This is a genomic window from Leifsonia sp. SIMBA_070 (genome assembly GCF_046534635.1).
GTDB lineage: Bacteria > Actinomycetota > Actinomycetes > Actinomycetales > Microbacteriaceae > Leifsonia.
The window spans coordinates 1,141,041-1,163,737 of the sequence record NZ_JAWRYK010000001.1; the positions used below are offsets into that span (position 1 = coordinate 1,141,041).

The following is a 22,697-nucleotide window of genomic DNA, read 5'->3' on the forward strand; positions in this document are numbered from 1 at the left end:
CACGACGACAGGGCGGCGGACGGCATGAGCGGACCGGCGCGAGACCTCGGCTGAGCATCCGGGAGGCGCACGCGTGTGGGTGGCACTAGGGCAGATCCTGCCGATATCGCTGGCAGAGGCGCTCAGTTCCGTGCCGATCATGGCGATGATCCTCATCCTGCTGTCGCCGAGGCGAAAGGAGTCCGCGATCCCGTTCCTCATCGGTTCGGTCGGCGGGCTCGCGCTGGTCGTGACCCTCGCGACGATCATCGCGATCGCCCTCCCGTCTCCGGGTGCCCGGAAGCCTGACCTGGCCGGCGCGATCGCTCAGATCGTCGTCGGCGTCGCGCTCGCGGTCCTCTCGGTGATCGCGTGGCGACGGTCGCGTCATGCCGAGAACACCGGCGACATGCCCCGATGGCTGGGAGCCGCCTCGAGGATGGGCCGCTGGTCGGCGTTCGGGCTGGCCGTCGTCCTGAACGTCCGGCCCAAGGCGCTGCTGCTCGCGCTCGCTGCCGGCCTCAGCGTCCGGTCCGCTGACATCGACGTCGGGAGCATCGCGATCGTGCTCGCGGTCTACGTCGTCATCGCGGCGTCCACCGTCGTCGTGCCGATCGTCGCCGCGACCGTCTCGCCGACGTCGACCGAGCGGCGTCTCGTCTCCGCTCGCGCCTGGCTGGGGCGCAACAGTTCGGCCGTGACGTCGGTGATCCTCCTGATGGTCGGCGTCGTCATCATCGGGAACGGCCTCGCGTCCCTGTGAGCCCGGCGGCCGTGTCGGGCGCGACCTTCTAGGCTGGGCGGATGACCATGGAAGCCGCCGCTCTGCTGGAGGGGCCGCGCGGGCGTCGGCTCGCGCTCGCCGCTGCGCTGGATGCCGTCGACGGCCACCCCTGGCTGACGGTCCCCGAGCTGGCCGTGCAGCTCGCCGAAGCGCCGGTGGACGCGCTCCCGAGTCTTCTGCCCGCCCTCGTGGCGACGGTGGACAGCGCCCGCTACTGGCAGCAGCCCGACGATGAGGATGTGCTCGCCCGGCTGCCCGAGTTGCGGCCCGCACTGCTGCATGCTGCCGACGCCGTGCTGCGGCATCCGGACGCGGCGGCCTGGGGCGAGCCCCTGGAGGCGCACGATCAGTGGGAGGTCGAGTTCGACCTCCCGGATCAGCCCGTTTCACCTGTGGCAGCCGGGACGGAGCCCGACTGGGGCGAGTGGCGGGAGGAGGCGGTCGCCGAGGAGTTCGCGGCCCGCACCGATCGCCCGCAGGATCCGGCGGCCAACTGGGGCGGCTCCTGGTGGAGCATCCCGTTCACCCGCCCGGCGACGCTGGCGACGACGCGCACACTGAGCGGGGCGCCCGCAGGGTTGTCTCTGGTGGAGGACCGGATGGACTGGGGCTCCGCGATCGCCTCACCGGTTCGGGTCGCCGACCCCTCGGTCTACGAGGTGACGGGGCCCGAGTCGTGGGCCGGGCTGTGCCGCCGGTTCCCGCTGGAGGTCACCGCCTCCCGTCGCCACGACTGGTACCGGACGACGGGTCGTGTCGGAAGATGGCTGATGCCGGATTGGGCGGCCGTCGCGCAGCACTACGACGGCGTCCACCTCACGGTCCTGGCCTACCTGGGCCTGGCCGGCGCGGTCATTCCGGTCGGTGAGGACGCCGCGTCCGTGGTCGCCGGCTGGGCTCCAGATGAGACGTGGTGGCTGCGCCGCGAGCGGGTGCGGGTGGATCGCGGGCAACGGGTGGCGTGGGAACTCGGTGATGACGGCGAGTGGTTTCGCTCCTCAGCCGACGGCTCAGCCGACGTCCTCGACGGCGTGCCGGATCGCGCCGACCGCCAGATGGAGCATGGCTCCGACGACGCCGAGTGAGCCGAAGCCGTTCGCGAACGTGAACAGGGCGCCCGCTCCTGCGGGGTCGTTGCCGGAGACGACGAACCCGACAACGTAGAGAACCGCTGAGGCGAGCAGCGCGACGATGTAGATCGTCATCAGCACCGCGAGCGGCAGGCTGGGAGTGCGCCTCCGCCGTGCCGTCCCGGCCGATTCGGTCATGGTGCCGCCCTCCACTCGCGGATCGTGAACCGCTACGGGGAAACCGTCGCACGCCGTCCGGACGGTTGGCTAGCCACCTTCGCAGCGGGGTTTCCGTTCGCTGAATTAAGGTACTTGCCGGACGCGACACCGTGGACGTACCTTCAGGCCACGCGGAGCGATCGTCGCTCAGTGAAGGGATCGGAGCTGTCATGACTTTCTGGGATTTTCTTGTCTGGTCGTTCTGGTTCTACCTGGTCATCGTGTGCATCTCGATCTTCATCCGGGTGATCATCGACATCTTCCGCGACCATGAGCTCAACGGCTGGGCGAAGGCGCTGTGGATCCTGTTCATGGTCGTTGTGCCCTTCCTCGCCGCGTTCATCTACCTGATCGCCCGCGGCGGACGCGTGGCACAGCGGAGCGCTGCCGGCGCCATGCAGGCGCAGCAGGACACCGACCAGTACATCCGTACGGTCGCCTCCACAGGGTCGGCCGCGGGGGAGATCGAACAGGGCAAGAAGCTGCTCGACAGCGGCGCCATCACATCCGCCGAATTCGAGACGCTGAAGGCAAAGGCCCTCGCCGGAACGGCGTGAGGAAGAGGGGTCTAGCCACGGGGCCGTCGAAGGCGCACCCTCCAGCTATGAGCGAAGCCGACATCACCGCCGCGACCACGCTGGGTCCCGGCCACTCGCGCGGGGGGATCCCCCTCAAGATCCATCTGGGCGAGCAGGAGTACTCCGCGCTCGTGCACGTCGCCCGGCGGCGACATACGACGGCCTCTGAGCTGGTGGAGGAGCTGGTGCTCCACGCACTGGAGCACGCCGACGTGCCTCCCGCTGCAGAGAGTTCCGTCAAACGGCCCCACACCACATACGAGGCGGCGACGCACGGCTATCGGCCGGATTGACCAGGAGCGACGACAATGAGTCTGATCGATGACGCGCTCACAGCCAATGCCGCGCTCGCCGCGGAGTACGAACCGGCGATCCCCGGCCGTCCGGCGCCGAAGATCGCCATCCTCACCTGTGCCGATCCGCGGCTGAGCAGTCTCGTCCGCCTCCTGGGGCTGGAGGACGCGGACGTCGACCTCATCCGGAACGTCGGGACGGTGGTCGATGACGACTCGATCCGCTCGCTCATCGTCTCGACACGCGTGCTGGGCACCACGGAGATCATGATCGTCAACCACGACGAGTGCGGGCTGACCACGTTCACCGACGACGAGCTGGAGTCGCGCCTACGGGAGGAGACGGGCGCCGCGCCGATCGCACCGGCAAGGTTCTACAGCTTCATGGATGCGGAGCAGAACACCCGCGAGCAGGTCCTCAAGACGCGGACGCACCCATGGATCTCGCCCGACGTGGCGGTCCGCGGATTCGTGTTCGACGTCCACACCGGAATTCTGACCGAGGTGGACGCGCAGCCGTCTGCCGGTCTCTAGCTGCTGGCCGCGCATGCCGAGCCGCGAGATGCAGGAGGTGCTGTCCCTGCTTGCGGAGCGGCAGCGCGCCGCGGCCGCGGCGCCTGCGCCGAGTGTGGACGAGCAGCGCGCGTCGTTCGAGCCGGCGGGGGAGGAGCATCCGCTGCCCGGCGACGTCGTGGTCGCCGCGGTGACGGCGCGCGGCGTGCCCGCGTACTGGCTGGACCCGCCCGGGGTCCGTCCCGATCGGGTCCTGCTGTTCCTGCACGGGGGAGGCTTCCGTCTCGGATCGCTGGCGAGCGATGGAGAGCTGGCCTCGCGGCTGGGACGGAGCGCCGGGATGCGGGTCCTCTTCCTCGAATACCGGCGCGCGCCCGAGCACCCGTACCCTGCGGCGATCGACGATGTCCGGGCGGCATGGCGATGGCTGGTGGATGATCAGGCGCTGACCCCGTCGTCGCTCGCCATTGCAGGCGACTCGGCGGGAGGGGGTCTCGCCGTCGCGCTCCTGGTCTCCCTTCGGGACGCACACGACCCGCTGCCATCCGCCGCCGTCCTCATGTCGCCCACGGTCGACCTGACCGGCTCGGGCCGCTCGATGACGGAGCGCGTGGACCAGGATTTGATCTCCACTCCCGGACTGCTCGCCGAACTGGCCTCCGACTACCTCGCAGGCACGGACCCGCGGACTCCGTCGGCCTCGCCGCTGTTCGCCTCCCTCGCCGGGCTCCCGCCGCTTCTCATCCAGGTGGGCACGGCCGATCTGCTGCTCAGCGATGCGGAGCGGCTCGCGGCGTCAGCTTCGGAGGCCGGCGTCGACGTCCGGCTGGAGGTGGGAGAGGGACTGCCGCACGTCTACCCGCTGATGGCCGAGACGCCGGAGGCGCAGGAGGCGACCGATCGGAGTGGGGCGTTCCTGCGATCGCTCGTTCGGTGACCGCGTGCTCCCCTCAGGCCATCATCCTGCGGACAGTGCCCAGTCCAGCGCGACCCCGAGGGCGGTCAGCACCGAGACGTGTCCTTCGCGCGGACGGATCCACAGCTCGCCCCGCGGCAGCCGTTCGAGCATCGCTGCGGCATGAGGAGCCGGGACCACGCGGTCGGCTCCGCCCTGGACGAGCAGGACGGGTGCGGCGACGGAGCGCAGCTCGACACCCCACGGGGACACGTAGGCGAGGTCGTCGTCGGCCTCGCCCGCCGGGCCTTCAGCGGCGCCTGCGCCCGCATCGGCGCCGAGCGCGCCCCAGGCGCCGTTGAGGGTCTCGTAGTCTCGCGCCGTGAACGAATCGGGGTCGAACTCCGCCGTCTCCGCGTACCGGAGACGCGCCTCGCGTCCGGACAGCGCCGCCCGCAGACCGCCCGGATCGGCCATCCCCGAGAACCAGTCGGGCGACCGGTCGAACGGGGCGATCCCCGCGAGCGTGACGACGGAGGTGGCGCGATCACCGGCCAGCGCTGCCAGGGCGAGGGCGTGGGGGCCGCCGCCGGAGGTGCCGATGGTCACGAAGCGCTCCACGCCGACTGCGTCGACCACGGCCAGGACATCGGCGGCGGCATCCGCGACAGACCGCCCTGGGCGCTCGTCCGATCCCGGATACCCGGGCCGCGCGACGGAGAGCACGCGCATCCCGCGCTTGGACGCCTCGGCCGCCACCGGCTGGATGACCGCACCGGTCTGCGGGGTGCCGTGATGCCAGACGAGCACGGGGGAGGAGGCATCCCCTCCGGTGTCGAAGTAGCGGACGGACCGGCCGTCGGCGGTGCGGAACTGCTGCGCCTCGGTCACGGCTGCCATCCCTCCACCTCGGCGAGCAGCGCATCCTTGCGCTCCCGGGAGGCGAACGACGCCTCGATGGAGGTGCGCGCGAACCGTCGCGCCTGGTCCTCGGTGAGCCCCAGCGCATCCCGGACCGCTGCGAAGTTCTGGCCGGCGTAGCCGCCGAAGTAGGCGGGATCGTCGGAGTTCACCGTGACCCGTACGCCTGCGTCGTCGAGCCGGAGGAGCGGGTGGTCGCGGAGGTCAGGGGTCGCCTGCAGCCGCACATTCGACAGCGGGCAGACGGTCAGCGGGATGCCCTCCCGGGCGAGCCGCGCCACCAGCTCCGGGTCTTCGATCGAGCGGATGCCGTGATCGATGCGCTCAGCGCCCAGCAGGTCGAGCGCTTCGTACACATAGGCGGGGGGACCCTCCTCGCCGGCGTGCGCGACCGCGTGCAGACCGGACGCGCGGGCGCGGGCGTACACGGCCTCGAAGAGCGACGGCGGATAGCCGACCTCGGCGGAGTCGAGCCCGACGGCGACGATCCGGTCCCTTCGGGCCAGGCCGGCGGTGAGCGCCTCCTCGGCGGAGGCGACGGGCTGGTCGCGCAGGAAGCAGAGGATGAGCGCGCCCGTCATCCCGAGCTCCCGCTCCGCCTCGTCGAGGGCGTCGCCGATGCCGTCGACGACGTCGTTGAACGCGACGCCCCGTGCGGTGTGGGCCTGCGGGTCGAAGAACAGCTCGGCATGGCGCACGCCCTGGGCGTGGGCTCTGCGGAGGTATCGGCGGGTCAGCTCCGCGAAGTCGTCGCGTGTGCGCAGGACCGCCATCGTCGCGTAGTACAGGTCGAGGAACGACTGCAGGTCGTCGAAGTCGTACTGCGCAGCCAGCTCGTCGACCGAGGCGTAGGGCAGCTCGATGCCGTTGCGCGCCGCCAGCTCGAAGGCGAGCTCCGGCTCGAGCGTTCCCTCGATGTGGAGGTGGAGCTCTGCCTTCGGGAGCGCGAGCAGGGCTTCGTCGGTGAGGGCGCCGTTGGTCATGCTCCCGATCCTCTCATCGACCGGCGACGTCGCCCACGCCCAGCAGGATCTTGCCGCGATGCGCCGACGACTCCATCCGCCGGTGCGCGGCGGGTGCGTCCCCCAACGGGAAGACCGAGTCGATGACCGGCCGGATGCGACCCTCCGCCAGCAGCGGCCACAGCTCGGCGCGCACGGCGGCGATGATGGCCGTGCGCTCGGCCAGCGGCCGCGCTCGCAACGTCGTCCCCTGGATGCTCGCGCGCTTCCGCATCAACAGGCCCATGTCGACGGAGGCCGGCTCCCGGTCCCGCACCGCGATCGACAGGATCCTGCCGCCGGTGGCGAGAGCCTCCAGGTCGCGGGCGATGTAAGCTCCGCCGACGATGTCGAGCACCACATCCACACCGCGCCCGTCGGTGAAGGCGAGCGCCGCCTCCACGAAGTCCCGTTCGCGGTAATTCACCGCCGCCTGGGCGCCGGCCTCCCGGCAGAACTCCGCCTTCTCGTCGCTGCCGGCGGTCGCGATGACGTCCGCGCCCAGGGCGCGACCGACCTGGATGGCCATGGTGCCGATGCCGCTCGACCCGCCGTGCACCAGCAGTGCCTCGCCGGTGCCGAGCCTCCCGAGCTGCACGACGTTCGACCAGACGGTCGCCGCGACCTCGGGGAGGCCGGCCGCCTCGACGAGGTCCACCGTGTCGGGAACAGGAAGGACGAGACCCGCGTCGACGGTGACGAGTTCGGCGTAGCCTCCGCCCGGGAGCAGGGCGCACACCCGGTCGCCGACATGCCATCCGTCTACGTCATCGCCGACGGCGTCGACGATGCCGGACACCTCGAGCCCCGGCCACTCGGGAGCGCCGGGAGGGGACGGGTAGAAGCCGCGGCGCTGGCTGAGGTCGGCGCCGTTCAGGCCGGCAGCCGCCACCCGGATGCGCACCTCGTGCGCCGCCGGGACCGGATCCGGACGGTGCTCGACGCGCAGCACGTCGGGGCCGCCGGGTTCCGTGACGACGACGGCACGCATCAGCGGCGGCCCGTCCCGCCCGGGACCGCCGCCCGGTCTCCGCGTGTCCCGAGCACATCCCGGATCCGCACCTTGCTCGAGTACTCGATCGAGCCGTACCGGAACAGCCGCACGGCGATGCGCAGCACCACGAAGGCCAGGACGAACAGCTCGACGATGATGATGATCGCCTGCCACAGCGGCAGCGAGCCGAACGCGTTGAGGATGAGCGCGGTGATCGGCGCCGTGTATGGGAAGTACGCCAGCAGCTGCACGATCGGCGACTGCGGGGAGCTGATGGCGAAGCCGGACGCGTACAGCGGGATGACGACTGCGAAGATCACCACGGAGAAGAGAGGTGCAGCATCCTTCGCGGTCGGCATGACGGCGCCGACCGCGACCAGTGTGCCGGTGAACAGGGCGAAGCCGCCGATCAGGATGAGCGTCCCGACGATCATCTTCTGGGGGTCGAAGACGAGGCCGCTGAGGTCGAGGCTGGGGATCTGCAGCTGGTCGCGGAAGAACAGGTACCCGACGACCATCGGCAGCGCGAACACCGCGAGCTGGATGATCCCGATGGCGAACAGCGAGATCACCTTGCCGAGCAGCAGGTTCGTCGGGTTGATCGTCGTCAGGATCATCTCCGTGACGCGGTTCTCCTTCTCCTCCAGCGTCGAGTTCAGCATCTGGTTGCCCAGGAAGACGATGACGATGAAGAACGCTGCGAGGAACACCAGGGCGGGCAGGATCGCCTCGAAGCCGGGCGCGACCTTGCCGCCCTCGAAGGTGGTGGTCGCCGTCTTGACGTCGCCGCGGAGCACCGAGACGGTGGTCGGGTCGTCGAGCTTCTGCTCGACGCTCGCGGACAGGAGCGATTCGGCTACCGCCGAGTACTTGCTGTTCTGGAAGAGGCCCGCGTCCTCCCCGTAGACCCGGATCGTCTGCGTCGCAGGGTCCGCCGGGTACGCGAAGTAGGCCGGTGTCCCGCCGACCTGCACCTCCTCGACGCCCTCCGCCTCGGAGCGGATCTCGGTGCCGCCGTACTGCTTGGCGATCGCCGGGTCGATCAGGTGGGAGGAATCCGAGTAGAGGAACTCGAACCGCGCGTTCTTCTGCTGGTCGGCGGTGTTGCTGGTGGAGACGTTGGAGGCGATGATCAGGCCGCCGAGGCCGAAGACCAGGATCGGGAGGATGAGGGTGATCGCCCAGAACCGCCGCTTGGTGACGGTCCGGCGGAACTCGAACCCGATGACGGTGCTGAGGTTGTGACGGGCCATGGCTTCAGTCCTCTTCCCGGCTCTCGGCGCCGTAGACCTCGACGAAGATGTCGTCGAGCGACTTGCGGGTGGGTGCGAAGCGCGACACGCTCACGTCGGCGTCGACGAGTTCGCGCAGGATGGCGGCGGGGTCTGCGCCCTCGGCCGGCTCCAGCTGCGCGTGCCCTCCGACATCCGACAGCACACGGTAGGCGGCGGAGCCGGGCAGCTCGCCCGCGTAGTCGAGGTGCAGGATCGTGCCGCCGAACTCCTCCTGGACCTGCTCGACCGTCCCGTAGGCGCGTGCCGCGCCGTCCTTGAGCAGGATGACGCGGTCGCAGAGGCGCTCCACCTCCTCCATCTGGTGGGTCACCATCATCACGGTGGAGCCTGCCCGTTTCTGGTCGTCGATGATGTCCATCAGGAGGCGGCGGTTGACCGGGTCGAAGCCCTTGGTCGGCTCGTCGAGGATGAGCAGCTCCGGGTCGTTCATGATCGTGACGCCGAGCTGGACCTTCTGCTGCTGACCGCCGGACAGCTTGTCGAGCCGAACCTTCTCTTTGTCGCCGATGCCGACGCGCTCCAGGTACTCGCGGGACCATCGGCGGGCCTGCTCGGCGGCGAGGCCCTTGAGGCGGCCGAAGTAGACCATGACGTCGATCACGGACTCCTTCTTGTAGAGTCCGCGCTCCTCGGGCAGGTAGCCGAGCCGTTCTCCCGCTTCCGGGCTGAACGGGCGTCCATCGATGTGCAGCACTCCCGCCGTCGGCTGGTAGATGCCGAGCAGGGCGCGGATCGTCGTCGTCTTGCCGGAGCCGTTGCTGCCGAGGAATCCGAACGTCTCACCGCGCTCGATGTCGAAGCTGAGGTCGTGGATGACCGTGGTGCGGCCGAAGTCCATCCGGAAGTTCGCGATGTGGACCAGCGGCTCCGTCGTCGTGGGGGTCGGTGCGCTCACCCGAGCCAGCCTAGGGCAGCAGGAGGTCTGCGGGGCGAGGACTTTCCGGGTTCAGGCCAGTGCGGTGAGAAGCGCGTCGTGGATCAGCCCGTTGGAGGCCAGCGACGAGCCGTTGCCCGGCCCCGAGGCGCCGTCGACGGACGTGAAGCGGCCGCCGGCCTCCTGAACGATCGGGATGAGCGCCGCCAGGTCGTACGTCTTCACGTCGAACTCGCCGACAGCGTCGAGGAGTCCCTCCGCCAGCAGCATGTACGACCACATGTCGCCGTAGGCGCGGTCGCGCCACACCTGCCGGGTGAGCGCGATCAGCCGGTCCAGGTAGCCCGCCTGATCCCACTGGGCGATGCTCTGGAAGCTGAGGGAGGCGTTCGCGAGGTCGGAGACGCCGGAGACACGGATGGCGCGGGGTTCGGCTCCGGGGGTGTCCGTCGTCCAGGCTCCGCCTCCCGTCACCGCCCACCAGCGGCGGCCGAGGGCGGGGGAGCTGACCACGCCGACGCGGGGGACGCCGTCGACGGCGAGGGCGATCAGCGTGCCCCAGACCGGCACCCCCCGCAGATAGTTCGCGGTCCCGTCGATCGGGTCGACGATCCACTGACGCGCAGTGTCGCCCTGTGTGCCGTACTCCTCGCCGAGGATGCCGTCGTCCGGCCGTTCCGCCGCCAGCGCTTCGCGGATCGCCCGCTCGACGGCAAGATCGGCCTCGGTGACGGGGGAGCGGTCGGGCTTCGTCTCCACGTGCAGGTCACGGTCGCGGAACCGGCTCAGCGCGATCCGGTCCGCTTCGTCGGCCAGGCGCAAGGCCAGGGCGAGATCGGGGTCGGCGTCGGGGCCATTGGAGGGCGATGTTGCGGTGTCGGTCACAGCGACGAGCCTATCGGCGGCCTTGGCAGGCGGGCCAGCGAAGTGTACCGATGGAGGCATGCGACGGATCGTGTATGCAGGAACGGCCTTCTACACCGGCGACGCACTCGCGGAGGCGTTGCTCGAATACTCCCGGGCCCTCGCCCGGCACGGCATCGCCGACACGGTGATGGTGCCGGGACGCACGGGCCAGGGCGAAGTCGGCGACGTGGAGGTGCTGATCGGCCCGGCGAGCCAGATCGTCAGCGAGCCCGCCGACCTGATCGGGCCCGACATCGAGGACGAGGAGCTCGTCGCCCACCTCCGGCGGCTGACGGCTCAGCTCGCGCCGGGCAAGCCGGAGGAGGAGGCGACGGCGGCGGACGACGAACGGCAGGGTCAGGAGCAGCCGTCCTGATCCCACCCCTTGTTGCGGGAGGGTCGGGCCCAATACGCTCGCCCTAGCCCGGGCAGGGCGGAGCGGAGGCGGCATGCGATTCATCCGTCGACCCGTGGGATCCGCTCGACCCGTGGGATCCGCTCGACAGGCGGAGGTGGCCCGCGAGTCCGACTCGATCCTGCGCCGAAGGCCGTTGCTGTTCGGCTACCTGGTGACCCTCGGCGCCATCGGCGCGGTGGTCACCGGCCTCATGCTGTACGGCCTCCGGTCGATCCTGTTCTCGGTGTTTCTCGCGCTGTTCGCGACCGTCGGGCTGGACCCGCTCATCCGCTGGTTCCAGCGGCGCGGAATGAAGCGTGCGTGGGCCATCGTGACGGTCATCCTGATCATCGTCGCGGTGCTCGTCGGCATCCTCTGGGTGGTCGTCCCGCTGATCGTGCAGCAGATCGCGTTCCTGGCCACAGCCGTCCCGCACGAGATCGCGGTCCTGCGAAGCGAGGGCTGGTACGACACCGTCAATGAGGCGACCAACGGCGTGCTCGCTGAAGTGGTCGGTTGGATCTCCCAGCAGGTGCAGGACCCGGCGACCTGGGCGACCATCGGGAACGGGCTGGTCGGCTTCGGTCTCTCCGTGCTCAACGCGGCGACAACCGGCTTCTTCATCGCGATCCTGACCATCTACTTCATCGCCTCGTACGACTCCACGAAGCAGGCGGCGTACCGGCTGGTGCGCCGCTCGAACCGCGACCGATTCGAGGGTTACGCGGAGCGCATCCTGCAGAACTTCGGCAAGTACCTGAGCGGGATGGTGATCCTCGCCTTCTGCAACGCGGTGTACAGCCTGATCCTGCTGCTCGCCACCGGCGTGCCGGGCGCGTTCCTGATCGCGCTCGCCGCCTTCTTCATCACGCTCATCCCCCTCATCGGCACGGTCCTGACGACCATCGTGATGTCGATCCTCGCGTTCATCCACTCGCCCGTGAGCGGCGTGGTCGTGCTGGTGCTGATGCTCGTCTACATGCAGGTGGAGGCGTACATCCTCACGCCCCGGGTGATGGGCAAAGCCGTGCAGGTCCCCGGATCGGTCGTCCTCATCTCGGCGCTGGCCGGCTCCACCCTGTTCGGGCTGCCCGGCGCGCTGGTCGCGATCCCCATCTCGGCGGGCATCATCCTGATCATCAAAGAGATCGTCATGCCCCGCAAAGAACGCAGCTGAACCGAGCGATCCTCGATTGGCAACGGACGCCGATCGGATGCTAGTGTGGAGCCTCGGTTCGGGAAACCGAACCGGATGCGCCTCTAGCTCAATCGGCAGAGCAATTGACTCTTAATCAATGGGTTCAGGGTTCAAGTCCCTGGGGGCGCACGAGTCACCGCGAGGTGGTGGGAAGCCCCCGATCCGCTGGAAACAGTGGGGTCGGGGGCTTCTTCGATGTTCGGGGTCGTAGCGTGATGGTCTGGCCTGTCGTGCGTCACCCTTCAACGACCGCCACCAGGAGAATGGGGCGCCGGCGGGTGGGTGGTTTTCGGCACAATAGCGTTCTTCATCGGTCTCGTCGGCACCATCCGGCTCCTCTAGGCCACGCCTCACCCGCAGAAGGGGTGCTAGCCCGTTTCGGTGTGATCTCGGTAAATGGACTACCGTCTGCGAGGTGCCCGCCGACCACCCGCGCCGTGGCTCCCACGAGGGCGCGTGCAGTTGCTTCGAGCTCGACGAACGTTCCTGCGGTGGCAGGGTCGGGCCAGGAGGTCCCCTCGGGAGTCGGATCCAACAGGCAGACCGTAGCGGACGGGTGTGCCCGAACCAAGGGAGCGAAGCGGTCCGCCGCCGTCCTGAATTCAGGAGATTCGGCGTGCTCGCGTGCCGAGGGTCCTGAGAAAAGGCCGGAGGAGCGTCCGTGGGCCCATTTCTCCTGAGAACAGGAGTGCGGGAAGGACGCGGATGCGTGGCTTCACGGTCGGTAGTCGCGGTTGCGCCGTTCGTACAGGTCCCGCGCCTGCGGGTCACCCGACCGGGAGCCGCTGCCTAGCGAACTGCCGATCGTCATGAGCGCAGCGACCAGGCGGCGCCACACAGCTCGGAACGCCCGGCGTACTCCGGATCCGCCGTCGTGCGATTCAGCAGCCATGAAACCCCCGTGGCCGAACCTACCGCGCTTAGCCCCACGGGCGTGACTCCAGCTCCGCAATCGCGATTCTTTTGTGCGTCGGGGACACTGGGTGGCTGATCCCTCAGCGACAGTTGGCCTCCGCCGCGGCCTGGTCGAACGAGTAGAACGTGACCGCGTCCAGCATGGTCTGGCGGAGTTGCGCTCGATGAGCCTCTATGAAGGCAGCGACGTCGGGGGCGATGGGGGAGCGCGCCGACTGCTTGGTCGCGACCGCCACGATGCAGCGCGCGGTCGGATCGGTGGTCCACCGGCCGTGGATGCTCTCGTCCGGTTCCCACGGCGCCACCCCGCTCACCAGGACCATCCCTTGGTCGATGCCGGCGCTACGCAGGGTCTGATCGACTCGGCCGAACCCTGTAGGACCGTCGTTCCAGACCAGCGCAGACGTGTGCAGCGCCGCCGCGAGCGCGAGAGCGAGCACGCTGACGCCGACTGTCCGCAGAACCACGGTGAGTCCTCGGGAAGCGCGGGGGCGCAGCAACCAGACGCAGCCGATCCCGGCGAGCAGGCAGAGCGCCCACGACCATGCGTAGTAATACGACGGGAGGGCGTTCTTCGCGATGAACAGGTAGAAGATCATCAACGGCGCCAGGGCGAGGAGGAGGTACACCACCAGGACTCGGTTGCGGCGATCGAACAGCGCCGCGAACCCACCGATGACGAACACGGCGACTGTGAGGCGGCCGAAGCCCTTCCATGCGAAGTAGAAGTTGGCCCACCAGGGCGGGTGGGCGGTCGCAACGCTGCCGAGGTCGATCAGATGCCCGGTGGCGTTCTGCGCGGCCTGGAATTCGATGAGGTCCCGCAGTCCCATGACGATCCCGATCGGCCAGTACACGAGCAGGACCGTCGCGGCAAGAGCGACCGCCGCGACCGCCAGCGCGATGAGCACCTCCTTGGCCTTGCGGCGGAGGAGGATGAGCACGAGGAAGGCCGGGATCATCACGGCGGTCGTCGGCTTGCTGGTGGCTGACAGGCCCAGGCATACCGCGGCAACACCGATCCAGACGACGGATCGGCCGCGGTGCCATTGCCACGCCGCCGCCATGGCTGCGATGGCAAAGAACACCATGACCGGGTCGAGCACCGCGAAGCGGTCCAGACGGAACTCCGTCGACGCTGCGATTCCCCGGGGGAGGAGTAGCCAGAACGCCGTCGGCACCAATGCGGGCAGCCAGCCGAGTTCCGGCCGCAGCCAGAGGAAGACGATGACCCCGCCGATGACCGTGAGAGCTCCGACAAGCAGACGAGGGGCGAGTGGACCCTCCCCGAACACCAGCTGGATCGCACCGAACAGGTACTTCGCCGTCGGCGGCTGCTCGTGGTTGGCGGCGAGGTCCCCATGGAGATAGAGGCGGCCGACGAGGACGTACTGCGGTTCGTCGGCGTTGGGCGTGGCAGTAGCGATGCTCCACAGGGACTGGTAGGCGCCCCACAGGAAGACCAGCGCCAGAGCCACCCACCGCACCGATAGCCGGTCGAGGAACCGTATCGCCTGCGCTCTGGGCGCATCTACGGGAATCGTCGTGGTCGGGGCGGTGGTGGTCATCGGCTCTCGCTGGTCGTCTCAGTCGTCGCCGGGGCGGTGGAGGGCGTGGTCGAGAGGGCACGGCGGCGCCGCAGCAATCGCCGAGGGATTCCGGCCAGGCCCCACCCTGTGACGCGCAGCATCGCCTCCACCACGATCCCGCCCGTCATCTTCGAGGCGCCCAGTTCTCGTTCGACGAACGTGATCGGCACTTCGACGACCCGCTGTCCCGCCGAATACGCTCGGCGCAGCATGTCGATCTGGAAGCAGTAGCCGCGACTCACGACCCCCTCCAAGTGGATGCGCTGCACCGCATCCGCGCGATACGCCCGGTAACCGCCAGTGACATCCTTGGCTGGGATGCCCAGGGCGAGCCCCGCATACAGGCTTCCGCCCTTGGAGAGCAGACGTCGTCGTGTGGGCCAGTTGACGATGGATCCGCCATCCACCCAGCGGGAACCGACAACGACATCGGCGTCGGCGATCGCGTCAAGAAGCCGGGGCAGTTGCTCGGGCTGGTGGGACCCGTCAGCATCCATCGCCACGATCACGTCGTAGCCCCGATCGAGGCCCCATCGCATCCCGGCGCGATACGCCGCTCCCAGCCCCGACTTGCCCGTGCGATGAAGGACATGAACGCTGCCCTCGTCGAGTGCGATCCGATCGGCGAGCTCGCCGGTCCCGTCGGGCGACGCATCGTCGACGACCAGCACGTGAACCTCCGGCGTCGCCGCACGAATCCGCGTCGCCATCCCCGCAAGGTTCTCTCGCTCGTTGAACGTCGGCATTACGATCAGCGCGCGCATGCATCCCCAAGACCTGTGATGAATATCGGTGGCCGCGAGCGGCCGCGAGCCATTCTGCCACGCCTCGATCGTGGGGGTGGAGCACCGAGGCTGTCAGGGAGCACCGGCCTCTTGCTTTGCCGGACCATGTCTCGCGTGTTAGCCTGCCCCGCGCAGAGACACCAGCAGAAAGTACCAATGCGAAACCGAGAACTCGACGCGCTCCGCGGCCTAGCCGCCGTGTCTGTTCTGCTCTACCATGTCTTCGCTCTGAACTGGTCGACTCTGCAGGACGGCGTCTACCTGAAGCCAGCAGCGAATCCCCTGGCCAACGTCTTGATCTTCTCGCCGCTCCATGTGGTGTGGCTCGGGGCCGAAGCGGTCTTCCTCTTCTTCATCCTGTCTGGATTCGTTCTGACGAAGGCTGCGACCCGTCCACAGTTCTCGCTGGCGGCGTACTACCCGAGCCGGGTCGTGCGCCTGTACGGGCCCGTTCTCGCGGCGATCGCGCTGGCCCTTCTCTCGTACCTCCTGATCCCGCACACCGTGGGTCCGGGCACTCCGCCGACCATTGCCTCGCTTCCGACGTCGTACCCGCTGATCGACATCATCCATGACGCAACTCTGCTCGGCGGTACGTCGAACGCTATCGGGACTCTGTGGTCGCTGCAGTGGGAAGTCGTGTTCTCGCTCGCCCTTCCGGTTTACATCCTGCTGGTGCGTCGATACCCGGTGCCGGCCTCGATTATCGCCCTGGTGGTGTGTCTGCTCGGCTGGGCGAACAACGACCCGGCGACGAGCTACCTGCCGATGTTTTTCTTCGGCGCCCTCCTTGCTCAGTTCTGGGAGCAGGTGGCGCGCGCATTTCGGTTCCTGACGGCCGGTCGCTGGTGGTCGCACGTAGCCGGAATCGTTCTGGTTTTTGGCGCGATCACCGCGATGACGTCGTACTTCGTGCTCGGTCGCTCGCTCGAGGCGCACGGGATTCCGGCCAGAGTCGCTACCGTCCCGTTAGTGCTGGTCGGCATCGTCGCGCTGATCGTGGTGGGGACGCAGTGGCGACCGCTGAGCCGGCTGTTGACCACCCGGGTGCTGCTGTTCCTCGGCACGATCTCGTTCAGCCTGTACCTGGTGCACCGGCCGCTGATGATCGCGGTGGCCTTCCTTCTCGGGACCGGGCCGGTCCCTGCAGTTGTGACGATCGTGGCGGCGCTGGCGGTGGCCACCGGTTTCTATTTCGCGGCCGAACGGCCGCTCCACCGGCTGTCGCAGCGAATCGCTCGCTCGGTGAAGGCGGAGTCCGCGCAACCTGACGCCGACCGCGAGTTGGTCCGCTCCCCAGACTGAGGCCGGCTCAGTCGGCGACTAACGATCGCGCGCGATGACCGAGAAGTCCTTCTCCCCGTCCCCGGCCTCCACGGCCCGCTGCAGTTCGGCGGCGACGAGCGCGGCCGCCGGGAGCGCGGCGTCGGCCGTGGCGAGCATCAGCCGGAGGTCCTTGGCCAGCAGGGAGGCGGAGAACTGCGTGTCGTCGAAACTGCCGGACGTGACCACTGGTCCCTTCATTCCGGCGATCGGGGCGATCGTCGTGAGCGGCAGGACGTCCAGCACCTCCTCGGCCGACATCCCGCCTGCCTCACCCAGCCGCAGGGTCTCCATGAGCGCCTCCATGGAGATGGCGAGGGCCAGGTTCGCGACGAGCTTGGCGACGGCCGCCTTCGCCGGCGCATCGAAGGTCCGGATCTTGTCCGGATCCGCCCACAGACTGACGATCGAGCGCGCCTGCTTGGCCGCCTCCCGCTCGCCGCCGATGAGGACCGCGAGGCTCCCGGCGCGGGCGGGAGCGAGCGACCCGACGACCGGGCTGTGGACGTAGCGGACGTCGGCGGAGGAAGCCCAGGCGGCGAACTCCTCCGCGTCGGACGGCGCGACGGTCGTGACGTCGATCCAGAGCGCACCGGAAGGGAGGGGGAGTCCCGGTTCGATCACCGTCTCCCGCACCGCGTCCGGGCCGAAGAGCACGGTCACCACCGCCTCCGCGCCCTCCACTGCTTCTGCCGCCGTCGCTGCGACCCGGGCTCCGCGCCGGCCGACGGTCTCTGTGGGCCCAGGGGAGCGGTTCCAGACGGTGACCGTATGCCCGGCGTCGATGAGGTGGGTGACGAGCTCTCGGCCCATCCGGCCGAGCCCGAGCAGCGTGATGTCCATGGGCCCCACTCTGCGCCTGCCCGTCCCGCAGCGGAAGGGGGTCAGCCGGCGCTGGGATTCCTTTCGAGCAGAGCGACCCCGATCTTGGAGTCCGCCATGCCGTAGAAGACCCAGTCGCGTCCGTCGACGGTCTCGATCGCGGTCGGGAAGACGACGTTGGGCACGATGCCGCTGCGTTCGTCGTCCGTCTCGGCCGAAAGGAGGGGCTCCTCCGTCCGGTCGATGACGCGCCACGGCTCGTCGCCGTCCAGGATCATCGCGCCGGCCGCGTAGTTGACGTTCTTCTGCTGCGCGACCCCCCGCTCCAGCCGTCCGGTCACGCCGTGGTGGAGCAGCAGCCAGCCCTCCGGCACCCGTCGGGGCGCAGGCCCGGCCCCGATCTTCAGCTCCTCGAAGGGGAACTCAGGCCCGGCCAGGAACCGGTTCTGCCGCCACCGCGCCAGCTCGCGCAGATCGGCGCGCACGGCGTCGAGCGGGATGAAGGCGATCCAGATGCTGGGCCTGCTCTCGCGGGCGGGTGGATGCTCCCCCTCGCCCGGCCGGACATCGCCGAGGTCCCAGACCGGCCGATGCAGCACGGCGAGAGCCGGCGTGCCATCGGGAGCGGTGACCGGCTCGGGGAAGAACACGGTGTCCTTGTTGTGGAACAGGGCGAGGTCGATCCCCAGCTCGTCGTCGTACTCGAACGACACCGGTCCGAGGCGGCGCCAGGCGCGCAGGTCGTCGGAGACCGCGACCGCGGTGCGCGGACCGAGCGGCCCGTAGGCGACGTAGGTCATGACATGCAGCCCGAGGGCCGGGATGAACGTGACGCGCGGATCCTCGACTCCGGAGTTGCTGCGGCCTCGCTCAAACGGGCGGTCCGGCTCCAGTACGACGCCCTGCCGCTCGACCGCGACCGGGACGCCGTCCTCCACGACGACGCGGGCGAGTCCGATGCGGGAGACGTTCTCCTCGGCGACGAGGCGCGGCAGGAGGTACAGCTCGCCGTCGAGCCCGCGGCCGGACGCGGGGTTGAGCACACCTTCCGCCTCGAGGGGATCGCCCGCGACGGGGGTCATCACCACGCCGGCGCGAGACAGCCGATACGGAAACGGGGTCATGCGTCCACCTCCCGGTAGAAGTACAGTTCGCGCTCGGACGGGGGAGCATCCCAGCCCTGAGCGAAGGACCAGCGGCCGCCGAGCTTCGTCAGACCGCCCCAGGCGAGCGAGCCGCCCCGGTTCAGCGCCTGCTGCCGGAAGGGCTCGTCCCGGTCGTAGAGCGCCTGGGCTGCGGCGAAGTCGCCGTGCTCGTCCGCGTAGAAGAAGTCGAGCACCAGGCGGTCGCCGTCGACGGCCGCGCAGGCCACCTCGTAGAGCGAGCCGCCGAGCGTCGACAGGTCGAGGTACGGCTGCTCGGCGAACCGCCAGTCCAGCCCGTCGGCGGAGTGCCCGACCATCGGGCGGCCACCGCATCCCTCCGACAGGAACATCAGGTACTCGCCCCGGATGCGGACGGCCCGGCCGTGCTCGTCGCGAGGGATCACCGCCCCCTTCGCCCAGTACTCGGACACGTCGTACGGGACGACGAGTCCGCGCTTCTCCCAGTGGTCGAGGTCGTCCGAGACCGCCGACATGATGTCGACGGCGACGGAGCCGTCCTCCCGGCGCCAGATGGCGTTGTAGAAGAGCACGTAGCCGTCGTCGAGCCGGTAGACCTTCGGATCCTCGCAGCCGAGAGCCTCCGTGGCGAGCGTCGGGAAGATCACCGGATTGGCGGGGGAGTCGTGCCAGGCGCCGTCTCGATGGACGGCATGCCCGATCCTGCTCGACGTCGACTCCTTCCGGGGCGACGCGCGGTAGAACAGGTGCAGCTCGTCGCCGCGCTCGATCACCGTGGGGTTGAAGATCGAGTCGCTCGTCCATCCGATGCCGGTGGGGTCGTCCCACTGCCCGTCGAGCCGGAAGGTGAGCGCGTCGTCCCGCTCGAACGGCCCGATCGCCCAGTCCGGGCGCTCCGGGTAGTGCGCCGAGAACTGGTCGGTCGAGATGCGATCGGTCAGCGCGTTGGTGTGCGCCAGCGCTTCCCGGTAGCCGGCGAGCAGCGCGTCGCGGTCGGCGGGTGGTGTGAGCGGGCTCATCCTTTGACCGACGATCCCAGGTCGCTGGACGTGAAGTAGCGCTGGAACACGATGAACAGCACCACGACGGGAGCTGCCAGCACCACCGCACCGGCCAGGATGGCGCCGTACGGGTTCGTGCTCGACCCGGCGACCGTCGAGATGTAGTTCGCCAGCGAGACGGCCAGCGGCTGCAGGCTCGCCTCCTTCGTGATGAGGAACGGCCAGAGGAACTCGTTCCACGGTCCGATGAAGGTGAGCAGCAGAGCCGTCACCAGCGCCGGGCGGACCAGGGGGAGGGCGATCCGCCAGAGCAGGGTGAACTCACCGGTGCCGTCCACTCGAGCAGCGTCGAACAGCTCGCGCGGCAGCTGGAGGAAGTACTGCCGGAAGATGAGCACCGCCGCCGAGTTGATGACGAACGGCAGGATCATCCCCAGGTAGTTGTCGGCGAGGCCGTAGTTGCGTGCGATGAGCACGTACAGCGGGATCATGAGCAGCTGGAACGGGATGGTCTGCACCAGCAGGGCCAGCGCGAACGTCACGCCACGGCCGCGCCACTGCAGGATCGCCAGGGAGTAGCCGGCGAGCACGCCGAAGACCACCGTCCCGAGCAGCACCCCTCCGGTGAAGATCCCGGAGTTCACCAGGCCGGTGAGCAGGTTGATGCGCGAGTTGATCTCGGCGTAGTTCTGGAGCGTCAGATTCCCGGGATTGGGGAAGGCGCCCGCGACCGAGGTGTCAGGCGAGGTCTGCAGCGACCCGATGAACATGTAATAGAACGGGAACAGGAATGCGATGGCCCCGAGGGTGAGCACGATCCCCTGCAGGATCGCCTGCCGACGGCTGAGCCGGCGCGGCGCTGCCAGGTCCCTGCGGCGCTTGCCGCGCCCTGTCGGTTCGAGCGCGTCGATGCGCGGTGCTGTCTGCGTCATCAGTCCCTCCCTCCTGCGAAGCGGTTCTGGAGCCAGCCGATGATCAGCACGCCGATGACCAGCACGACGCCGATCGCGGACGCATACCCCGGGTGGCCCTGCTGGATGCCCTGCTGGTAGATGAGCAGCACGGGGCTGGTGGAGTGCCCGTCCGGGCCGCCGCCTCCGGTCAGGAGGTACGGCTCGGTGAACAGGTTCGCGCCGGTGATCGTGGAGAGCAGCAGCACGAGCACGGTCGCCGGGCGGACGCCCGGGACGGTCACCGAGAAGAACTGCCGGACCTTGCCTGCACCGTCGGTGGCGGCCGACTCGTACAGCTCGGTGGGCACGTTCTGCAGCGCCGCGAGGTACAGCAGGATGTAGAACCCGAGGCCCTTCCAGGTCACGTAGATCGCGATGGTCGGCATGGCGAGCACCGGACTGGAGAGCCAGCTGGGGCTCGGCGCCAGCGGCCCCAGGATCTGGTTGACCAGCCCGTTCTGTCCGAACAGGAACAGCCAGACGCCGATGATCGCGACGCTCGCGGTCACGTACGGCACGTAGTAGCTGACCCGGAGGAACGTCCGGAACCGCACGATGCTGTTGAGCCCGGAGGCGAGCAGCAGCGACAGGATGACGGTGAGCGGCACGTTGATGATCAGGAAGATGCCGACGTTGGCGAACGACTGCAGTACGGCGGGATCCGTGAACGCCTGGACGTAGTTGTCCAGTCCCACGAACGGCCGGTCGACGTTCGCGCCGGGCGCCGCGAAGAAGTAGTCGAAGAACGACATGTACACCGCGAAGCACAGCGGGAACGCGAAGATGACCAGCACGAACACGATGTACGGCGCGCTGAACAGCCAGCCCAGCGGGTTCCGGCCGAGGATGCGCTGCACCAGCGGCGCGCGGTGGCGCCGGCCGGTGCCGGCGGCGGGCGCTGTGCCCGCCGCCGGACGAGCGGAGGTGGTGGTCATGGCTACTTCTGCGCCTGGAGCTTGTCGATCTTCTGGGCGGCCGCCTTGAAGGCGTCCTCGACCGATCCGCTGCCGTTCACGACGGCCTTCGTGTAGGCGTCGCGGAGAGCCTGCATCTGGGCGATCGTGTTGGTGCCGGTCGGGTCGTCGGTGGTGTGGGCGCTCTGCGCACCGAACTCCTTGTACGCCGGGTGCGCGCTGAAGTAGTCGGCGTACGTGGTGGCCACGTCGGTGCGGATCGGCATCTGGCCGGTCACGTCGAGCAGCTTGCCGTCCTGCGCCTTGCTGGTCGCGAACTTGATCACATCCCACGCCGTGCCCTGGTTCTTGCAGGAGGTGTACATGCCGATGTTCTTCGCATCCGGGAAGGTGTAGGTCTCGTCGGCGGACTTGCCGTCCTTGGTCGGGACGGGGACCGAACCCCACTGGACCTTGTCGCCGTAGTAGGCGATGGCCCAGGGGCCGACGATGGCCATGGCGGCCTTGCCGTCGGCGAACGCGTCGCCCTGGTACTGCTCGGTGCCGGCGAGTTTGTCGCTGTAGATCTGCTTCCAGAAGTTCGCGACGTCGAGCGAGTCCTGGCTGGTGATCGCCGCCTTGCCGTCCTCGATGAACGTCTTCCCGCCGGTCTGCGCGGCCAGAAGCGGCAGGTAGTCGAAGTTCACCTGGAAGAACTCGCTGGTCGGCGCCGGGTAGATGGCGTACGGGGCAGCTCCGGAGGACTTGATCTTCTGGGCAGCGGCCAGGAAGTCGGCGTAGGTGCTGAGCTTCGGGTTGTTCGCGTCGAGGCCGGCCTTCTGGAAGATGGCCTTGTTGTAGAAGATCATCACCGGGTTCTGCTTCCACGGCATCTGGTAGTAGTCGCCGTCGGCGGACTTGTACTGCTTCGCCGCATCACCGCTGCGGGCCTCGATGTACTTCGCGCCGTCGGAGAACGTGGAGAGGTCGACCAGTCCGCCCTGCTTCTGCCACTGGCCGGTCGCGGCGGGGAGGTTGTTGAAGACCAGGCACGGGGTCGTGCCGGCCGTGATCGCGGCGCCGATGACCTCCTCCGTGCTCTTGCCCGCGGGAACCTCCTGAGCCTTGATCTGCTCCTTCGGGTGCGCGGAGTTCCAGGCCGAGACCATCGACTTGCCCCACTGCACCTCCTGCGCGTTGTTCGAGTACCAGATGGTGATCGGGCCGTGGGCCTTTATGGCGTCGCTGGAGCCTCCTCCGCTCGACCCGCAGGCGGCGAGCGTTCCGGCGATCACGCCGGCGGTGAGGAGGGCGGCGGCGAATCTGCCCCGTCGCAGAGTGTTGTTTCGCATGGTGTGCCTTTCGTGGGGGTGAG

General features: G+C 68.9%; 25 protein-coding genes and 1 tRNA gene. 10 read left to right on the forward strand and 16 right to left on the reverse strand.

The features are described 5' to 3' along the window. Positions 1–73 precede the first annotated feature (73 nt). Together SB754_RS05325 and SB754_RS05330 are read left to right on the forward strand one after the other, a co-directional pair. Complete coding sequence (locus SB754_RS05325) at positions 74–742, forward strand: GAP family protein (protein ID WP_410781309.1); 669 nt, start codon at positions 74–76, stop codon at positions 740–742. A gap of 41 nt (positions 743–783) precedes the next feature. Then, a complete protein-coding gene (locus tag SB754_RS05330) occupies positions 784–1,848 on the forward strand; it encodes a hypothetical protein (RefSeq protein ID WP_410781310.1) in 1,065 nt (354 codons plus the stop codon). Here SB754_RS05330 and SB754_RS05335 read toward each other — a convergent pair. Beyond that, positions 1,774–2,031 (reverse strand): hypothetical protein, encoded by a 258-nt coding sequence (locus tag SB754_RS05335; RefSeq protein ID WP_410781311.1) that lies wholly within the window; start codon positions 2,029–2,031, stop codon positions 1,774–1,776. The two genes, SB754_RS05330 and SB754_RS05335, sit on opposite strands and share 75 nt — an antisense overlap. Before the next feature lie 191 nt (positions 2,032–2,222). On the opposite strand from SB754_RS05335, the gene SB754_RS05340 reads away from it, so the two are divergent. From SB754_RS05340 to SB754_RS05355, 4 genes are read left to right on the forward strand one after another with little or no spacing between them, the layout of a single operon-like run. After that, positions 2,223–2,609, forward strand: a complete 387-nt coding sequence (locus SB754_RS05340) for a hypothetical protein (RefSeq protein ID WP_410781312.1) — start codon at positions 2,223–2,225, stop codon at positions 2,607–2,609. A 47-nt stretch (positions 2,610–2,656) separates the two neighbouring features. Continuing rightward, positions 2,657–2,923, forward strand: coding sequence for a hypothetical protein (locus SB754_RS05345; protein ID WP_410781313.1), 267 nt, complete (start codon positions 2,657–2,659; stop codon positions 2,921–2,923). A gap of 15 nt (positions 2,924–2,938) precedes the next feature. After that, complete coding sequence (locus SB754_RS05350) at positions 2,939–3,457, forward strand: beta-class carbonic anhydrase (protein WP_410781314.1); 519 nt, start codon at positions 2,939–2,941, stop codon at positions 3,455–3,457. A 13-nt stretch (positions 3,458–3,470) separates the two neighbouring features. Then, complete coding sequence (locus tag SB754_RS05355; protein WP_410781315.1) at positions 3,471–4,373, forward strand: alpha/beta hydrolase; 903 nt, start codon at positions 3,471–3,473, stop codon at positions 4,371–4,373. A 21-nt stretch (positions 4,374–4,394) separates the two neighbouring features. Here the strand turns inward: SB754_RS05355 and SB754_RS05360 are convergent, their stop codons facing one another. The 6 genes from SB754_RS05360 to SB754_RS05385 are packed head-to-tail and all read right to left on the reverse strand — an operon-like array spanning position 4,395 to position 10,301. Next, positions 4,395–5,231 carry an alpha/beta fold hydrolase gene (locus SB754_RS05360; protein WP_410781316.1) on the reverse strand — a complete coding sequence of 279 codons (837 nt, stop codon included), beginning with the start codon at positions 5,229–5,231 and terminating at the stop codon, positions 4,395–4,397. Continuing rightward, on the reverse strand, positions 5,219–6,235 hold the full coding sequence (locus tag SB754_RS05365) for an adenosine deaminase (protein WP_410781317.1): 1,017 nt from the start codon (positions 6,233–6,235) through the stop codon (positions 5,219–5,221). The genes SB754_RS05360 and SB754_RS05365 overlap by 13 nt, the downstream gene beginning before the upstream one ends. A gap of 13 nt (positions 6,236–6,248) precedes the next feature. Next, positions 6,249–7,244, reverse strand: coding sequence for an NAD(P)H-quinone oxidoreductase (locus SB754_RS05370; protein WP_410781318.1), 996 nt, complete (start codon positions 7,242–7,244; stop codon positions 6,249–6,251). Further along, the gene (locus tag SB754_RS05375; protein WP_410781319.1) at positions 7,244–8,500 is read right to left on the reverse strand and encodes an ABC transporter permease; all 1,257 of its coding nucleotides are present in this window, start codon (positions 8,498–8,500) and stop codon (positions 7,244–7,246) included. Before SB754_RS05375 ends, SB754_RS05370 begins: the two co-directional genes overlap by 1 nt. A 4-nt stretch (positions 8,501–8,504) precedes the next feature. Further along, complete coding sequence (locus SB754_RS05380) at positions 8,505–9,437, reverse strand: ABC transporter ATP-binding protein (RefSeq protein ID WP_410781320.1); 933 nt, start codon at positions 9,435–9,437, stop codon at positions 8,505–8,507. A 51-nt stretch (positions 9,438–9,488) separates the two neighbouring features. Further along, entirely contained in the window at positions 9,489–10,301 is an 813-nt protein-coding gene (locus SB754_RS05385) for an inositol monophosphatase family protein (RefSeq protein WP_410781321.1), read from the reverse strand. A gap of 58 nt (positions 10,302–10,359) precedes the next feature. On the opposite strand from SB754_RS05385, the gene SB754_RS05390 reads away from it, so the two are divergent. The 3 genes from SB754_RS05390 to SB754_RS05400 all read left to right on the forward strand — a co-directional run bounded on the left by SB754_RS05390 (position 10,360) and on the right by SB754_RS05400 (position 12,046). Further along, positions 10,360–10,698: a hypothetical protein gene (locus SB754_RS05390; RefSeq protein WP_410781322.1), complete on the forward strand. Its 339-nt coding sequence runs from the start codon at positions 10,360–10,362 to the stop codon at positions 10,696–10,698. 112 nt (positions 10,699–10,810) lie between these two features. Next, on the forward strand, positions 10,811–11,896 hold the full coding sequence (locus SB754_RS05395) for an AI-2E family transporter (RefSeq protein ID WP_410781323.1): 1,086 nt from the start codon (positions 10,811–10,813) through the stop codon (positions 11,894–11,896). A 77-nt stretch (positions 11,897–11,973) separates the two neighbouring features. Continuing rightward, positions 11,974–12,046 (forward strand) — tRNA-Lys (locus tag SB754_RS05400). 586 nt (positions 12,047–12,632) lie between these two features. Here the strand turns inward: SB754_RS05400 and SB754_RS05405 are convergent. The 3 genes from SB754_RS05405 to SB754_RS05415 all read right to left on the reverse strand — a co-directional run bounded on the left by SB754_RS05405 (position 12,633) and on the right by SB754_RS05415 (position 15,185). Further along, positions 12,633–12,809: a hypothetical protein gene (locus SB754_RS05405; RefSeq protein ID WP_410781324.1), complete on the reverse strand. Its 177-nt coding sequence runs from the start codon at positions 12,807–12,809 to the stop codon at positions 12,633–12,635. Positions 12,810–12,912: 103 nt separating this feature from the next. Continuing rightward, positions 12,913–14,400, reverse strand: a complete 1,488-nt coding sequence (locus SB754_RS05410) for an ArnT family glycosyltransferase (RefSeq protein WP_410781325.1) — start codon at positions 14,398–14,400, stop codon at positions 12,913–12,915. Further along, positions 14,397–15,185, reverse strand: a complete 789-nt coding sequence (locus SB754_RS05415; RefSeq protein WP_410781326.1) for a polyprenol monophosphomannose synthase — start codon at positions 15,183–15,185, stop codon at positions 14,397–14,399. The genes SB754_RS05410 and SB754_RS05415 overlap by 4 nt, the downstream gene beginning before the upstream one ends. Positions 15,186–15,320: 135 nt before the next feature. On the opposite strand from SB754_RS05415, the gene SB754_RS05420 reads away from it, so the two are divergent. Beyond that, entirely contained in the window at positions 15,321–16,511 is a 1,191-nt protein-coding gene (locus SB754_RS05420) for an acyltransferase family protein (protein WP_410781327.1), read from the forward strand. Between the two features lie 18 nt (positions 16,512–16,529). Here SB754_RS05420 and SB754_RS05425 read toward each other — a convergent pair whose 3' ends face one another. The 6 genes from SB754_RS05425 to SB754_RS05450 are packed head-to-tail and all read right to left on the reverse strand — an operon-like array spanning position 16,530 to position 22,674. After that, positions 16,530–17,372 (reverse strand): NAD(P)-dependent oxidoreductase, encoded by an 843-nt coding sequence (locus SB754_RS05425; protein WP_410781328.1) that lies wholly within the window; start codon positions 17,370–17,372, stop codon positions 16,530–16,532. A gap of 41 nt (positions 17,373–17,413) precedes the next feature. Further along, entirely contained in the window at positions 17,414–18,475 is a 1,062-nt protein-coding gene (locus SB754_RS05430; protein WP_410781329.1) for a glycosidase, read from the reverse strand. Then, positions 18,472–19,494 carry a hypothetical protein gene (locus SB754_RS05435; protein WP_410781330.1) on the reverse strand — a complete coding sequence of 341 codons (1,023 nt, stop codon included), beginning with the start codon at positions 19,492–19,494 and terminating at the stop codon, positions 18,472–18,474. Before SB754_RS05435 ends, SB754_RS05430 begins: the two co-directional genes overlap by 4 nt. Then, on the reverse strand, positions 19,491–20,408 hold the full coding sequence (locus tag SB754_RS05440) for a carbohydrate ABC transporter permease (protein ID WP_410781331.1): 918 nt from the start codon (positions 20,406–20,408) through the stop codon (positions 19,491–19,493). The genes SB754_RS05435 and SB754_RS05440 overlap by 4 nt, the downstream gene beginning before the upstream one ends. Next, complete coding sequence (locus SB754_RS05445) at positions 20,408–21,364, reverse strand: carbohydrate ABC transporter permease (RefSeq protein ID WP_410781332.1); 957 nt, start codon at positions 21,362–21,364, stop codon at positions 20,408–20,410. Before SB754_RS05445 ends, SB754_RS05440 begins: the two co-directional genes overlap by 1 nt. 2 nt (positions 21,365–21,366) lie before the next feature. Continuing rightward, positions 21,367–22,674, reverse strand: a complete 1,308-nt coding sequence (locus tag SB754_RS05450) for an ABC transporter substrate-binding protein (protein ID WP_410781333.1) — start codon at positions 22,672–22,674, stop codon at positions 21,367–21,369. Positions 22,675–22,697: the final 23 nt, after the last annotated feature.